Below are 15,132 nucleotides of genomic sequence, written 5' to 3'. Positions count from 1 at the left end.
GGCCTAACGAGCGGTCACTGAGTTTTGCGGGAACAGGTTGCGACGGGTTTCTTCGTCGAATTCGGCCTTGAGCACCAGTTGCTCTTTCAGGCCGTGGGCGCGTTGGGCCGCCGGGCGGGCGCTGATTTCATCAAACAGGCGCTTGACGTTCGGGTAGGCCGCCAGGCCGTTTTCGCCGAGGATGTACGGCGCGTAGTTGGCCCAGCCCCACAGTGCGATGTCGGCGATGCTGTAGGTTTCGCCGGCCAGGTACTGATGCTTGGCCAGGCGCTCGTCGAGGATGCGGTAGTGGCGCTCGACTTCCTTGAGGTAACGGTTTTTCGCGTAGGGCAGATCTTCCGGTGCATGGTGCAGGAAGTGCACCGCCTGGCCGGAGAACGGCGACAGGCCGGTGCCGATGAACATCAACCACGAGAGCATCTCGGCCTGGCCGGCGGCGGACGTCGGCACGAAGCGCTGATGTTTTTGCGCCAGGTGCAGCAGGATCGCCTGGGAATCGAACACGGTGGCATCGCCATCCACCAGCGCGGGGACCTTGGCGTTCGGGTTGATCGCCAGGAAGGCCGGTTGGTGTTGCTCGCCCTTGAAGGTGTCGACGCCGATCAATTCGTAGGGCGTTTGCAGCTCTTCGAGCAGCAGGGCAACTTTCATCGGGTTCGGCGAAGGGTGGAAAAAGAATTTCATGTTGTAGGCCTCAGTCGGGTAGGGGTTGGAACTGAGGCTGATGTTGAAGCAAACCCGTTCGATTGACGTGCAAGCTAGTTGTTCTACTCGTGCGAAATGATCGAACGGGTTGCCGGGGCTTTTTCCGGCGCCTGCGCAGTGGCAATCACCGCGCCGGCGATGATCAGCAGCGCCGGCACGATCAGGATCGGGCTGGCGTGGCCATGGCCGACGACGATCAGCAGCAAGGTCGAAATCAGCGGCGCCAGATAGGACAACGCCCCCAGCGTCGCCAGGTTGCCATGCTTTGTGGCGTGGTCCCAGGCGAAAAACGCCAGGCCGGCCGGGCCCAGGCCGAGGACGACAATCGCCGCCCATTGTTTGAAATCGGGCCACACCGTGGTTTCGAAGGCCAGGTGACAGACCAGCCCGGCGGCGGCCGACATGCCGCAGATTCCGCCGATGATGCTGCTCGGCACCGCACTGAAACGACGGTTGAACACCGAGTAGCCTGCCCAGATCAGCGCGCAGCCGAACGCCGCGAGGTATCCGGCGACCGGCATGGTTGCGGCCGTGTGAGTAGCGCGTTGTTGCATGATGAACGCCGTACCCGCCAGGCCCAGTACCGCGCCGAGCACCTGGCGCTTGTGCAGTTTTTCTCCGGCGGCGAAGGCCGACAGCAGCACCAGCATCAACGGCCACAGGTAATTGATCAGGCTGGCTTCGGCGGCAGGCGCGACCTTGAGCGCGAAGAAGTACAGCGCGTGATAAACGAAAATGCCGATGAACCCGGTGGCCCACACGGCCCAGGGCTGGCGCCAGCTGCTGAACCCGGCCAGGCCGTGGCGGCCGAGGGTGATCAGGCTGGCGGCAAACGCCACGCCGAAACTCAAGGTCAGCAGTTCAAAGGGCGGGATGCCTTCGGTGAGGGTGGTCAACAACGCCAGGCAGGACCAGAGGAAGATCGCAATCACGCCCACGGCGGTCGCCGAACGGGCATTGCGCAAGCGTGATGCAGTCATGTCTGTTCCTTCAGCGCGTAGAGGCGGGCAACATCCTGGCCCGATGACATCATGCAGCTTAGCGTTTGATCGCCGTTCCTCCAGTGTCCGTCGTCGGGCCGACCGGCCGCGCCAGCAAGCGTTTGGTCACGCCCAGCATGGCCACCGATACCGCGACGCCCAGGACAAACGCATTCATGCCCATGGTCGGCAGTGCCAGGGCCAGCACCAGGCAGAACGCGGCGAACGAGTACATGCCGGTGGCGGTGGCGCGCAGCAACGCGGCGGTGAAGGCCGGGCCACGGGTTTGCTGGGAGAACACCGCCATCACGCTGCCCAATACCGGGAACACCGCCAACAGGCCGCTCCAGCGGTCGCCGACGGTGCTGGCCAGCAGCGTCACGACCAGGGTGAGCAGGGCACCGGCCAGCATGCGCAGCAGGAGCTTGTCGGATTTCGGCGCCGGGCCACTGAGCACCGGTTGCACGGCAGGGAACAGCCAGGGCGCGGCGAGCAGCGCGGTCGCAGCGGCGCACAGTGAAAACACCAGGGATGGCGGGATCAGCGACAGGGCAACCGCCGCCACCGCCCAGACCGACAGCGAGACCAGCAACGCCAGCGGCCATCCGGCCCGTTGTGCGACCTGGGCGTAGGTCACGCAAAACGCAATCATCGCGAACATGGCCGACAGCGCGGCGGTGGCCGATTGCGCGGCGAACGCCTGGCCTTGTTCCAAGGCGAGGAACAACAGGATCGGCCCGACCACCACCGGCAACCCCGACAACCAACCGGCCACGCTCGGCCCCCAGCGTTTGCCGGCCAGGGAAATCAGGAGCAGGAAGCCTGGGATGACCAGTAGTTTGAGGATCAACACGCGCACGTCTCCGACCTGTGTGGGGTGGCAACGGTAACATCGCATTGGTTGGATTGCTTCATGTGCATGTAGATTTTGTATACAAAAAAGGTTCTTCCTGCAGCCCCGGGAAACACCGATAACGCAATCCCTGTAGGAGCCGGCTTGCTGGCGATGGACTCCAATGCGCCGCGTTTTATCCGGTTTTACGCGTTATCGTTAACGACCATCGCTGGCAAGCCAGCTCCTACAAGGAGCCGCGTTGGCGATGGACCCAGGTGTGGCGTGTTTAACCGGTTCACACGTGCTATCCCTCGAAATTGTAGGAAAGAGGCTTTTGCGGCTGCTGAATTTTGCGATGATCACCACCAGCCTGCGAGTTTTCCCACCTGTTGATGGATCATCGTGTGAAATTCAGTTTTTTGCCCAAGACCGCGACTGCGCCGTTTTGCCCGCCGGAAGTGGCCGGCAGCGTCGCCGTCGACCCGCGTGCGTCGTTCTTCAAACGTGTCCTGCGCTTTGCCGGACCGGGGTTGCTGGTGTCCATCGGCTACATGGACCCGGGCAACTGGGCCACCGCCATCGAGGCCGGTTCGCGGTTCGGCTACAGCCTGCTGTTCGTGGTGCTGCTGGCGAGCCTGGCGGGGATGGTGGTGCAGTGCCTGTGTTCGCGCCTGGGCATTGCCACCGGGCGCGACCTGGCGCAATTGTGCCGGGAGCGCTACAGCACCCGCACCGCGCGCACCCAATGGTTTCTCGCGGAGATTTCCATCATCGCCACTGACCTCGCCGAGGTACTGGGCTGCGCGCTGGCGTTCCATTTGTTGCTCGGTTGCTCGCTGACCTTCGGCATCGCCCTGACGGCGTTCGATACCTTGCTGGTGCTGGCTTTGCAGAACCGGGGTTTTCGCCGGCTCGAAGCGATCATGCTGGTGCTGGTCGGGACCATTGGCCTGTGCTTTTTTGTCGAGTTGCTGCTGATCAAACCTTACTGGCCGGACGTCGCCCGCGGCTTCACGCCTTCGCTGTCGGCCATTGCCGATGCTGCGCCGTTGTACCTGGCCATCGGCATCCTCGGCGCCACAGTTATGCCGCATAACCTGTACCTGCACACCTCCATCGTGCAAACCCGGTTGATCGGCAAGGACCTGGCCAGCAAGCAGGACGCGGTCAAGCTGGCGCGCATCGACACCATCGGTTCCCTGGCGCTGGCGCTGCTGGTCAACGCGGCGATCCTGATTCTGGCGGCGGCAGCCTTCCATCAGTCCGGGCACACCGATGTGGTGGACATCCAGGATGCCTACCACTTGCTCGACCCATTGGTGGGCGGGGCCTTGGCCAGCGTGTTGTTTGGCGTGGCGTTGCTCGCTTCAGGGCAGAGTTCGACCTTCACCGGCACCATCGCCGGCCAGGTGATCATGGAAGGGTTCCTCAACCTGCGCATTCCCTGCTGGCAACGGCGCCTGCTCACCCGCGGGCTGGCGCTGATCCCGGCGTTCATCGGCGTGTGGCTGATGGGGGATGATGCGATCGGCAAGTTGCTGGTGTTGAGTCAGGTGGTGTTGAGCTTGCAGTTGCCGTTCGCGTTGTACCCGTTGATCCGCATGACCAACGATCACGCATTGATGGGGCCGCTGGTGAACCGGCTGCCGACACGGGTGCTGGCGTGGGGGTTGTTTGTGGTGATCAGTGGGGCTAATAGCTGGTTGATTCTGCAGTTTTTGGGGTGACAGGTCTGGCCCCTTCGCGAGCAGGCTCGCTCCCACAGTTGACCGCGTTCCCTTGTGGGAGCGAGCCTGCTCGCGAAGAACGATAACGCGGTTCGGCCGAAAAAAACTCAGGCAAAAAAGAACCCGGTGCGATTTGCATCGCACCGGGTGTTTTTTCAGACGGCGACGGATCTTCGTGGGTCCCCGCGCCGTCTGTTGAACGCTTTTAAGCTCGTTCGAGCGCCAGTGCCACGCCCTGACCACCACCGATACACAGGGTGGCGAGGCCTTTTTTGGCGTCGCGCTTGAGCATTTCATGCAGCAGTGTCACCAGCACGCGGCAACCCGAGGCACCGATCGGGTGACCCAGGGCGATTGCGCCGCCGTTGACGTTGACCTTGTTCAAGTCCCATTCCAGGTCCTTGGCCACCGCCAGCGATTGCGCGGCGAAGGCTTCGTTGGCTTCGATCAGGTCCAACTGGTCGATGTTCCAGCCGGCCTTGTCCAGGCAACGACGGGTGGCCGACACCGGGCCGATGCCCATGATCGCCGGGTCGACACCTGCGTTGGCGTAAGCCGCGATTTTCGCCAGTACCGGCAGGCCGAGGGCCTTGGCCTTTTCGGCGCTCATCAGGATCACGGCGGCGGCACCGTCGTTCAGCGACGAAGCGTTGCCGGCGGTCACCGAACCGTCCTTCTTGAAGGCCGGCTTGAGCTTGCCCAGTGGATTCGGCGGTGGTGCCGGCCCGTGGCTGCTCGTCGGTGGCGAAGGACAGCGGATCGCCCTTGCGCTGGGGGATCAGGATCGGGGTGATTTCATCAACGAAGCGCCCGGCTTCGATGGCGGCCACGGCTTTCTGCTGCGAGGCCGCAGCGAAGGCATCCTGCTGCTCGCGAGTCAGGCTGTACTTCTCGACCAGGTTCTCGGCGGTGATGCCCATGTGGTAATCGTTGAACGCATCCCACAGGCCATCGCTGATCATGGTGTCGACGATTTGCGCGTGACCCATGCGCAGGCCGGTGCGGGCGCCGGGCATGACGTAGTTGGCCAGGCTCATGTTCTCCTGGCCGCCGGCGATGATCACCTCGGCGTCGCCGCAACGGATCGCCTGGGCACCCAGGTGCAGGGCCTTGAGGCCCGAGCCGCAGACCTTGTTCAGGGTCATGGCCGGCACGGCGAAGGGCAGGCCGGCCTTGATCGCGGCCTGGCGCGCAGGGTTTTGCCCGGCGCCTGCGGTCAGCACCTGGCCCATGATCACTTCGTCGACTTCAGCCGGGTCCAGGCCGGTCTGCGCCAGCAGTTGGCGGATCACCGCAGCGCCCAGCTCGACGGCGGACACATTGGCGAGCGAGCCCTGGAAGCTGCCGATCGCGGTGCGCGTGGCGGCAACAATGACGACTTCTTGCATGGAATGATTCCTCACTGGGCAGCGAACTGCATTTCCGGTACGTGGTCCGGCACGATCAGTTTACCGGCAGTCTTGGCGACGATCTCTTCGACGCTGACACCCGGTGCGCGTTCTTTCAGAATGAACGCGCCGTTTTCGATTTCCAGGTAAGCCAGGTCGGTCAGCACACGCTTGATGCAACCGGCGCCGGTCAGTGGCAGGCTGCATTGGGACAACAGCTTGGACTCACCGTCCTTGGAGGCGTGGGTCATGATCACGATGATGTTGTCGGCGCCGGCCACCAGGTCCATCGCGCCGCCCATGCCCTTGACCAGTTTGCCGGGGATCATCCACGAGGCGATGTTGCCTTGCACGTCCACTTCGAACGCGCCCAATACGGTCAGGTCGACATGACCACCGCGGATCATCGCGAAGGACTCGGCCGAGGAAAAGATCGAAGCGCCGATGCGCGCGGTCACGGTTTGCTTGCCGGCGTTGATCATGTCGGCATCGATGGTTTCTTCGGTGGGAAACGGACCCATGCCCAGCAGGCCGTTTTCCGACTGCAGCATGACTTCCATGCCTTCGGGGATGTAGTTGGCGACCAGGGTCGGAATGCCGATGCCCAGGTTCACGTAGAAGCCGTCCTGCATTTCGCGGGCGACGCGTTGAGCCATTTGTTCGCGGGAAAGTGCCATTGTCGTTATTCCTTCATTCGGTCCGGGGGCAGGGGATCACTTACGCACGGTGCGCTGTTCGATGCGCTTCTCGAACGTGCCGCAGATGATCCGGTCGACGTAGATGCCAGGGGTGTGGATCTGCGCCGGGTCCAGCTCGCCGGGTTCGACGATTTCTTCGACTTCGACCACGGTGATCTTGCCGGCGGTGGCGGCCAGCGGGTTGAAGTTTTGTGCGGTGTGACGGTAGATCACGTTACCGAAATGGTCGGCTTTCCAGCCTTTGACGATGGCGAAGTCGCCGGTGATGGACTCTTCCATCAGGTACTTGCGGCCATGGAATTCGCGCACTTCCTTGCCGTCGGCAACCGGAGTGCCAACGCCGGTGGCGGTGAAGAAGGCCGGGATGCCGGCACCGCCTGCGCGCATTTTTTCAGCGAGGGTGCCTTGCGGGGTCAGGATGACTTCGATTTCGCCCTTGAGCAGTTGCTCTTCGAACAGCTTGTTTTCGCCGACGTAGGACGCCACAACTTTGCTGATCTGGCGGTCGGTCAGCAGCACGCCGAGGCCGAAACCGTCGACGCCGCAGTTGTTGGAGACCACGGTGAGGTCGCGAGTGCCCTTGCGCTTGATCTCGGCGATCAGGTTCTCCGGGATCCCGCACAGGCCGAAGCCGCCGGCGATCACGGTCATGCCGTCTTCAAGACCTGCCAGAGCTTCCTCGTAGGAACTCACGCGCTTGTCGAAACCTGCCATATGCACCTCTTTTATTCTTTGTGGGCGGCTGGCTAGCCGAATGGGATGGAGTGTCTCGCTGTAAGATTCATTTGTTAAGTTGATTTTTAGATTGGATTGATTGATAAAGCTCATTAAACGATAAAATATGCAGACCTGTAGGAGCCGGCTTGCTGGCGATGGCGGCGGATAAGGTCAACATCAATTTCGCCTGCCATATTGCAATCGCCAGCAAGCCGGCTCCTACAAGTTCAGTGGTTCATTCATTCTGGAGCCAAGCGACCCATGACCGTCAAGCAGATCCGCGCCTTTCTGGCGGTGGCCCAGAGCCTGAGCTTTGCCGTGGCCTGCGAGCGCCTGCACCTGTCGCAATCGGCCCTGAGCCTGACCATCAAGGCGCTGGAGGAGGGCTTGGGCGGGCGCCTGTTCACCCGTAACACGCGCAACGTGGCGCTCACCGCCGAAGGCGAATCCCTGCTGCCGCTGGCGCGCCGCTTGATCGCCGACTGGGACAATGTCGAGGATGAAATGCGCCAACGCTTCACCTTGCAGCGCGGTCGCGTGACCCTGGCGGCGATGCCGTCGTTCGCCGGCAACCTGCTGCCGCCGATCCTCAAGACCTTCCGCGCGCGTTATCCGAATGTCAACGTGACGGTCAACGACGTGATCAACGAGCAAGTGCTGGAAATGGTCCGTGACCGCCAGGTTGAACTGGGCGTGGCGTTCGAACCGACCATGAGTTCACCTCTGCAATTCACGCCGCTGTACATCGATCGTTTCGTCGCGGTGGTGCCCCTGGATTCGGCGCTGGCCGAACTCGATGCCATCGACTGGCAGACGCTGCTCAAGGAGCCGTTCATTACCTTGCAGCGACCTTCCACCGTGCGGGTCATGTTGGAAGAACACTTGCAGGCCCGCGGCATGCAGTTGTCGGTGGAGTTTGAAAGCCATCAACTGGCGACGGTCGGGCGCATGGTCGCCAGTGGCCTGGGCGTGAGCGCGGTGCCGGCCCTGTGCGCCGGGCAGATGCGCGAACTGGGCGCACGTTGCATCACCTTGCGTGACCCGGTGGTGGAGCGGGCGCTGGGGGTGCTGACCTTGCCGGGTGGGGAGCTGTCGGCGGCGGCGCAGGCGTTGTTTGATGTACTCAAGGAAGAGAATCTGGGCGAGCGACTGACTTGAATTGCACGGAACCTGTAGGAGCTGGCTTGCCGGCGAAGGCGGTCTGTCAGCCAACAACTTTGTTTGATGTACCGGCCCCTTCGCCAGCAAGCCGGCTCCTACAAGTTTTTGGGGTCAGGAAGATAGGCGTTCGGCCAGTAAAGGCAACAACCGCTCGCACGACCCCTCGATCTTCATATCCAGCATCTCATCCGCCCGGGTCTTGCCCAGGTTGATCGCGATCAACGGCTTGCCCTGGTCCACCACCGCCCGGCACAGGCGAAACGCCGAATAGGCCATCAGCGACGAGCCGACCACCAGCAATCCCGCGGCCTTTTCCACAGTGGCCATCGCCTTGGCCGCCGTGGCCTGCGCGACGTTCTCGCCGAAAAACACCACGTCCGGTTTCATCCGTTCCCCGGCGCAATGCGGGCAGTGCGGGACCTGGAAGCGGGCCTCGAAGGCCGGGTCGAGCAGGGTGTCGCCATCCGGTGCCTGCACCGCGTCGACGCCGGCCAGGTACGGATTCTGTGTTTCCATCAGGTGCTGGATCGAATCGCGCTCGCTGTGCCGGCCGCAATCCAGGCACAGCACCCGGTGCAGACTGCCGTGCAACTCGATCACGTCATGGCTGCCGGCCTGGTCGTGCAGGGTGTCGACGTTCTGGGTGATGAGCCCGCTGATCTGCCGCCTGCCTTGCAATCGGGCCAGGCTGTCATGGGCCTCGTTCGGCTGGGCCAGACGCACCCGCGGCCAGCCGAGCATCGCCCGCGCCCAGTAGCGTCGCCGGGATTCGGGGGCCGAAAGGAACTCCTGGTACATCATCGGCTGCCGGCCCCGGCGCACGCCCTGATTGTCGCGATAATCGGGGATGCCCGAAGGTGTGCTGATACCGGCACCGGTCAACACCGCAAACGGCGCATCGGCCATGAGCTGATGGAGGCGGTCGAGTTGGTTGCGGGTCTGCCAGTCGAGCATGCCGGGAAACCTACCTGTAGGAGCGAGCATGCTCGCGATGGTCGTCAACGATAACACTGTAAACCTGACACCCCTATCGCGAGCAAGCTCGCTCCTACAAAGATGGCGGCGGTGTTTACTTGCGCGCCTCCAGTATCAGGTTGAACGGCGTTTCCGTGGCTCGGCGAAACTGCGTGAACCCGGCCTCGTTGAACACCCTGCGCAACCGCGCTTCGCCGGCCTGGGCGCCGAGGCCGAGGCCGACTTCCTGGGACAGCGAGTTGGGCGTGCAGATGAAGGTCGAGGCGGCGTAGAACAGGCGTCCGACCGGGTTGATGTTGTCGTCGAGCAAGTCATTGGCGTAGGGCTCGACCAGCAGCACGGTACCGTCGTCCTTCAACGACTCATAGGCATGTTTGGCCGCGCCCACCGGGTCGCCCATATCGTGCAGGCAGTCGAAATAGCAGATCAGGTCGTAGTCGCTGCCGGGGTAGCTTTTCGCGTTGCCCTGGAAGAACCGGGCGCGTGTGGACACGCCGCCTTCTTCGGCGCGCTGGGTGGCGACGGTGACGGACGGCGCGTGGTAGTCGAAGCCGACGAAACGCGAGTCCGGAAACGCCTGGGCCATGATCACCGTCGAGGCGCCGTGGCCGCAGCCGATGTCCGCCACTTTGGCCCCGGCTTCGAGTTTGGCCACCACCCCGTCCAGGGCCGGTAGCCATTCGGCGATCAAATGGGCTTTGTAGCCGGGGCGGAAGAATCGTTCGGTGCCGCTGAACATGCACGGATGGTGATCGCCCCGCGGCAGGGCGCCGTCGCCGCGCATGGCGTTGACCAGCTTGTCCTTGTCATGGAAAAACGACGCGACCACGCCGATGCCTCCGGCGATATAGACCGGTGAATCTTCGATGGCCAGGGCCAGGGCTTGTTCCTCCGGAAGGCGGAACTGGCCGTCGCGGTGTTCCATGTAGCCGGAGGCGGCGTGGGCGCTGAGCCACTCACGCAGCAGGCGGGTGTTGCAGCCGGTTCTCTGGGCAAGGGTTTCGGGGGTGATCGGCTGGCTGTCGGCCATCGCCCGGTACAGGCCGAGTTCTTCGCCGAGGATGACGTTGGCGAGCATCGCCGCGCCACCCATGTCATTCACCAGTTTGCCCATGAAATCGTTGAGTCTGGCCTCGTCCATCACGTGTGCTCCTTTGGCAGGATCACGGTCCAGGGGCATTGTCTGGCGAGGCGTTCGCCGCTGGGCGGTGGTCGTGGGAATGTGCAGGACGCTGAGCGGGCCCTGTGTGCAGTAAGTTTAGTCCGGGGGCTGTGAGCTGGTTTTTCTCGCGACGAAAGTCCCTTGGCTGCAATTTCTGGTTCGACACAAAACCTTGTGGGAGCGGGCTTGCCCGCGATGACAGTGTGTCAGCCAACATCTCCATCACTGAAAGGCCGCTATCGCGGGCAAGCCCGCTCCCACAGGGATCGTGTATTCCACTGTATCCAGAACCCTTCCTGACACAGTGACCTCTTGTTCCGCCCCCAGCCGAACACAGTCCCGATACACCCTTTCGATTAACTGTGTCTCAAGGCGGGCACCGGCTCGCGTCCTTGAACATCTGGCGAGATCGACACCATGCACACATCCATTCCCCCCGTAGCCAAGGCCAGCGCAGGGCTTGGCCTGCGTCGCGGTTTACTCAAAGACCTGCAAGCGGCCCCGGCCGGCCATTTCGATTTTCTCGAAGTCGCGCCGGAAAACTGGATCGGCATCGGCGGCGCCCACGGTGCGGCGCTGCGGGCGCTGGCCGAGCGTTATCCGTTGTCTTGCCATGGCTTGTCCCTGTCCCTGGGCGGGCCGTCGCCGCTGGACGTCGGTTTCCTGCAGGAGGTGCGGGTTTTTCTCGACCACTACAAGGTGCCGCTCTACAGCGAGCACTTGAGCTATTGCAGCGATGACGGTCACCTCTACGACCTGTTGCCGCTGCCGTTTACCGAAGAGGCGGTGCACCACGTCGCCGCGCGTATCCGTCAGGCCCAGGACATTCTCGGTCGGCGCCTGGCGGTGGAAAACGTTTCCTACTACGCCGCGCCCCGGCAGGACATGGACGAGGTGACGTTCACCAATGCGGTGTTGCGCGAGGCTGATTGCGACCTGCTGCTGGACGTCAACAATGTGTACGTCAATTCGATCAACCACGGTTTTGATCCGCAGGCGTTTCTCGCCGGTATCGATGCGGGCCGGGTGGTGGCGATGCATATCGCCGGGCATTTCGACGAGTCCGAGACCTTGAAGATCGACACCCATGGCGCTTCGGTCAAACCGGCGGTGTGGTCGTTGCTGTCTCAGGCCTATGACCGGTTCGGTGCACAACCGACGCTGCTGGAGCGCGATTTCAATTTTCCGGCATTCGCCGAACTGGTGGCCGAATTGCAGACCATTCGCCGCCTGCAACAGGAGGGTTTGAACCGTGGATAAGTCGAACCTTTTGCAGCAACAAACCGCCATGGGCCTGTACCTGCGTGACCCTGAGCACAACGCGCCACCCACCGAGATGGACCCGGTGCGGGCACAGGTTTACCGCGATCTGGTGTTCGCCAACCTGTCGTCCTTGCTCAGTGGCACTTTTCCGGTGTTGGTGAAGATTCTCGGGGATGAGGATTGGCGTTCGCTGGTGCGGATCTTTCTGCGGGACTACCGCGCCCGCACGCCGAAATTTGGTGAGATCGCTCAGGAGTTTGTCGAGTTTCTCGCGGCCGGGCCTGAGGTGTTGAACGAGCGGGCGTGGCCGCCGTTCATGGTGGAGCTGGCGCATTACGAGTGGGTGGAAATGGCTTTGCAGCAGTCTGATGCCGAGCCTTTGGCTGTGGGTGATGCGGCGTTGTTGCTGGATCGGCCGTTGCGGGTATCGGATTTGGCCTGGCCGTTGGCGTACGCCTGGCCGGTGCATCAGGTTGGACCGGATTATCAGCCGGATGTGTTGCCTGATCAGCCGACGTTGTTGTTGGTGCGTCGGGATGAGGACTGGGGTGTGAGGTTTTCCGGGTTGAGTCCGTTGGCTTGGCGGTTGTTGCTGCGTGTTGGTGAGTTTCCGGAGTTGACCGGGCGTGAACAGTTGCAAGGGTTGGCGGTGGAGGCAGGGCAGGTTGGCTCTTCGGCGTTTTTCGAGGGTGGTCTGGGGTTGTTGCGGCAGATGCATGGGGAGGGGGTGTTGGGGGTATTTGACCTTCTTTGACCTTCTTTGACCTTGGCGGCCTTTGGGCCGACCAGGTTATTGGTTGATTGAGTACATATCCGTTTCTGCGGTAACGGCGACTTATGGTTTCGCCCTTACGGCGACTCACTTTTTTTAACAAGCGCCTCAAAAAAAGTAAGCAAAAAAAGCGCTCGCCCCTGGCGTCCGGCCCCTCGCTTAGGCTCGGCGTTCCTTCGCTCCGGCATTCATCCGGGGGCATCGCCCTCCGGTTGGCTTCGCTGGCACCTACATGCGATGAGTTCGACTGCGTCGAACGGCGCTGCGCGCCAATCCCCGGATGAACACCTCCACTCAGCCTCCCGAGGGGGCGGGTGGATCAAGATCAAGAGCTGCAGGCGAGCTAACGCTCGGCCTGTTGAGTGGTGAAAAGCGGCGGGTGTGCGCGGCTTTTGCTTTTTGCTTTTTGCTTTTCTGTAGGAGCTGGCTTGCCAGCGATGGCGGCCTATCAGCCAACATCAATATTGGATGTACTGGCCTCATCGCGGGCAAGCCCGCCCACAGGTTTGATGTCATCCAAAAAAATGGTGTTCGACGCAAATACTGTGGGAGCTGGCTTGCCAGCGATGGCGGCCTACGAGCCGACCATTCTTTACGCCCAGTCCTACATCCCTCGCCCCTGAACCGAAACGCTCTACCCCGGCAACTTCAACTCCGCACACAACCCGCCACCCTCACGATTGCTCAGGATCAACGCCCCGCCAATCGCGACCGCCAGTTGCTGGGCGATCGCCAGTCCCAACCCGGTGCCGCCGGTGCTGCGGTTGCGCGAGTTTTCCACGCGGTAGAAGGGTTCCATCACTTGCTTGAGTTCTTCCTCGGCGATCCCCGGACCGCGGTCGAGGATTTTGATCGACAGCTTGCCGTCGACCTGTTTTTCCACGCGCAACTCGGCAGCACCGGCAAATTTCAATGCGTTGTCCGTCAGGTTGACCAGCACCCGGCGCAAGGCGTGGGGGCGGGTGTCGATGATGGCGGTGCTCTTGCCTGTGAGTTGAACGTCCTTGCCCATGTCCTGGTAGTCGAACACCAGGCTGTCGAGGAAAGAGTCGAGGTCGGTGCGCCGGCTTTCTTCGGTGGCGCCGTGGATGCTGCGGGCGTAGGCCACGCCTTCGCGCACCAGGTGCTCCATCTCGCCGAGGTCGTTCCACAGTTTGTCTTTTTCGCTGGAGTCGTCCATGAACTCGGCGCGCAGTTTCATGCGGGTGATCGGGGTTTGCAGGTCGTGGGAGATCGCCGCGAGCAGTTGCATGCGTTCTTTGAGGTACGCCGCGATGCGTGCCTGCATCGAGTTGAAGGCCCTGGCGGCGTGGGCGACTTCGGTCGGGCCTTTTTCGTCGAGGAGCACGGGGTGGGCATTGGGGTCCAGGGTTTCGACGGCGCCGGCCAGGCGGGTGAGGGGGCGGATGGCGATTCTGACCGCCAGCCAGGTGCAGGCAAGCATCAGCGCCAGTTGCCCGAGCAGCACGATGGGCAGCCAGGGCGACAAGGGCACCATCGCCGGGCGCACGTCGATGGTCAGCGGGCTGCCGTCCGCCAGGTTCAAGTGCACTTGAAAATGCTTTTTCGGCCCGGGGATGTCGGTAAAGGTCATCGGGTAATCGTGGCCGATGGCGTCCTTGATCGAGGCGATGGCAACGGGCGCATCGGGCATGTCGGTGCGGATCGGCGTGCCCGGCGAACCTTGATTGAGCAGGTAGCTGTAATTGCGTCGCTGCAGTTGTTGCAGCCAGCCTGCGCGTTCATCGGCGGGCAGGCGGTCGAGGATGGCCACGGAGGTGGAAACGTCGGTTTCCAGGTTGCCGAGCATGGTGTTTTTCGAGGATTCGTAGCGCTCGTAATATTGCGCGCCGAAGGACAGGGCCTGGGTGAGGATCAGGCCGATCAGGAAGATCAGCGACAGCCGCGAGGCCAGGGTCCGCGGCCAGTGCAGCGCCAGGGTCATGATTGATCGCCCAGGATTTCCACCGGCAGCGAGAACACATAGCCTTCGCTGCGCACGGTCTTGATGTAGGCCGGTTCGCGGGCGTCGTCGAGCAGGCGCTGGCGCAGGCGGCTGACCAGCAGATCGATGGAGCGGTCGAACAGGTCGGCATCGCGGCCCTGGGTCAGGTTGAGCAATTGATCACGGTTGAGCACCCGTTGCGGATGATCGAGAAACACCCGCAGCAACCGGTACTCGGCACCGCTCAGGGCGACCATGGTGCCGTCTTTGTCGAGCAGGTGGCGCGCCGAAGTGTCCAGGCGCCAGCGGCCGAAGGCCAGCAGGCGGCCGGCTTCGCTCACCACCAGGTTCGGCGGCAGCATGCGCGTGCGGCGCAGCACCGCGTTGATCCGCGCCAGCAGTTCGCGGGCGGCGAACGGCTTGACCAGGTAGTCGTCGGCGCCCATTTCCAGGCCGAGGATGCGGTCGGTTTCATCGTTGCGGGCGGTGAGCATCAGCACCGGCGTGGCCTTGTGTTTCCCGGCGCGCAATTCGCGGCAGAGCAACAGGCCGTCGTCCCCCGGCATCATGATGTCCAGCACGATCAGGTCCACCGGCGTGGTTTCCAGGAATGCGCGCATCTGCCGTCCATCGGCCACGACGGTGGTGCGCAGGCCGTTCTTTTTCAGGTAGTTGCCTACCAGCTCGCGGATTTCGCGGTCATCGTCAACGATGAGGATGTGATCAACGTGATCCATTGGGCCAAACCTCTGATAAATGGGGATTGCCACACAGTCTATCGAGCCCGGGCGGGGTCGCTGACCG

14 protein-coding genes and 1 pseudogene are annotated in these 15,132 nt (G+C 62.6%); 4 read left to right on the top strand and 11 right to left on the bottom strand.

Annotated features, from left to right (window positions below; translation table 11 throughout):
• Window positions 1–3 precede the first annotated feature (3 nt).
• From AB4O16_RS05250 to AB4O16_RS05240, 3 genes are all read right to left on the bottom strand, one after another.
• The gene (locus AB4O16_RS05250) at window positions 4–684 is read right to left on the bottom strand and encodes a glutathione S-transferase family protein (RefSeq protein WP_460157205.1); all 681 of its coding nucleotides are present in this window, start codon (window positions 682–684) and stop codon (window positions 4–6) included.
• 83 nt (window positions 685–767) lie between these two features.
• A complete protein-coding gene (yddG, locus tag AB4O16_RS05245) occupies window positions 768–1,685 on the bottom strand; it encodes an aromatic amino acid exporter YddG (RefSeq protein WP_160387981.1) in 918 nt (305 codons plus the stop codon).
• 58 nt (window positions 1,686–1,743) lie between these two features.
• Window positions 1,744–2,538, bottom strand: a complete 795-nt coding sequence (locus AB4O16_RS05240) for a hypothetical protein (RefSeq protein ID WP_160387980.1) — start codon at window positions 2,536–2,538, stop codon at window positions 1,744–1,746.
• 386 nt (window positions 2,539–2,924) lie between these two features.
• On the opposite strand from AB4O16_RS05240, the gene AB4O16_RS05235 reads away from it, so the two are divergent.
• Window positions 2,925–4,247, top strand: a complete 1,323-nt coding sequence (locus AB4O16_RS05235; RefSeq protein ID WP_460157204.1) for an Nramp family divalent metal transporter — start codon at window positions 2,925–2,927, stop codon at window positions 4,245–4,247.
• 205 nt (window positions 4,248–4,452) lie between these two features.
• On the opposite strand, the pseudogene AB4O16_RS05230 reads toward AB4O16_RS05235, so the two are convergent.
• From AB4O16_RS05230 to AB4O16_RS05215, 4 genes and pseudogenes are all read right to left on the bottom strand, one after another.
• Window positions 4,453–5,635, bottom strand: a pseudogene (locus AB4O16_RS05230) (acetyl-CoA C-acetyltransferase).
• Window positions 5,636–5,646: 11 nt separating this feature from the next.
• Window positions 5,647–6,312 (bottom strand): CoA transferase subunit B, encoded by a 666-nt coding sequence (locus AB4O16_RS05225; RefSeq protein WP_057399619.1) that lies wholly within the window; start codon window positions 6,310–6,312, stop codon window positions 5,647–5,649.
• A gap of 36 nt (window positions 6,313–6,348) precedes the next feature.
• Window positions 6,349–7,047: a CoA transferase subunit A gene (locus tag AB4O16_RS05220; protein WP_110662269.1), complete on the bottom strand. Its 699-nt coding sequence runs from the start codon at window positions 7,045–7,047 to the stop codon at window positions 6,349–6,351.
• A gap of 67 nt (window positions 7,048–7,114) precedes the next feature.
• Complete coding sequence (locus AB4O16_RS05215) at window positions 7,115–7,261, bottom strand: hypothetical protein (RefSeq protein ID WP_460157203.1); 147 nt, start codon at window positions 7,259–7,261, stop codon at window positions 7,115–7,117.
• 50 nt (window positions 7,262–7,311) lie between these two features.
• Here AB4O16_RS05215 and AB4O16_RS05210 point away from each other — a divergent pair, with 50 nt between their 5' ends.
• Complete coding sequence (locus AB4O16_RS05210) at window positions 7,312–8,208, top strand: LysR family transcriptional regulator (protein ID WP_160387977.1); 897 nt, start codon at window positions 7,312–7,314, stop codon at window positions 8,206–8,208.
• A gap of 114 nt (window positions 8,209–8,322) precedes the next feature.
• On the opposite strand, the gene AB4O16_RS05205 is transcribed toward AB4O16_RS05210, so the two are convergent.
• Together AB4O16_RS05205 and AB4O16_RS05200 are read right to left on the bottom strand one after the other, a co-directional pair.
• The gene (locus AB4O16_RS05205; protein WP_460157202.1) at window positions 8,323–9,165 is read right to left on the bottom strand and encodes an NAD-dependent protein deacetylase; all 843 of its coding nucleotides are present in this window, start codon (window positions 9,163–9,165) and stop codon (window positions 8,323–8,325) included.
• 115 nt (window positions 9,166–9,280) lie between these two features.
• Complete coding sequence (locus tag AB4O16_RS05200; RefSeq protein ID WP_460157201.1) at window positions 9,281–10,327, bottom strand: class I SAM-dependent methyltransferase; 1,047 nt, start codon at window positions 10,325–10,327, stop codon at window positions 9,281–9,283.
• 438 nt (window positions 10,328–10,765) lie between these two features.
• On the opposite strand from AB4O16_RS05200, the gene AB4O16_RS05195 reads away from it, so the two are divergent.
• Window positions 10,766–11,608: an HvfB family MNIO-type RiPP peptide maturase gene (locus AB4O16_RS05195; protein WP_460157200.1), complete on the top strand. Its 843-nt coding sequence runs from the start codon at window positions 10,766–10,768 to the stop codon at window positions 11,606–11,608.
• Window positions 11,601–12,365: an HvfC family RiPP maturation protein gene (locus AB4O16_RS05190; protein ID WP_460157199.1), complete on the top strand. Its 765-nt coding sequence runs from the start codon at window positions 11,601–11,603 to the stop codon at window positions 12,363–12,365. The genes AB4O16_RS05195 and AB4O16_RS05190 overlap by 8 nt, the downstream gene beginning before the upstream one ends.
• A 652-nt stretch (window positions 12,366–13,017) precedes the next feature.
• Here AB4O16_RS05190 and AB4O16_RS05185 read toward each other — a convergent pair.
• Entirely contained in the window at window positions 13,018–14,328 is a 1,311-nt protein-coding gene (locus AB4O16_RS05185; protein WP_460157198.1) for an ATP-binding protein, read from the bottom strand.
• Window positions 14,325–15,065, bottom strand: coding sequence for a response regulator (locus AB4O16_RS05180; protein ID WP_460157197.1), 741 nt, complete (start codon window positions 15,063–15,065; stop codon window positions 14,325–14,327). The genes AB4O16_RS05185 and AB4O16_RS05180 overlap by 4 nt, the downstream gene beginning before the upstream one ends.
• Between the last annotated feature and the right edge of the window lie 67 nt (window positions 15,066–15,132).

The sequence above is a fragment of the Pseudomonas sp. S2_H10 genome, assembly GCF_054668285.1.
Note: the sequence above shows the minus strand (reverse complement) of the source record. Positions and strands in the feature narration are given on the sequence as shown.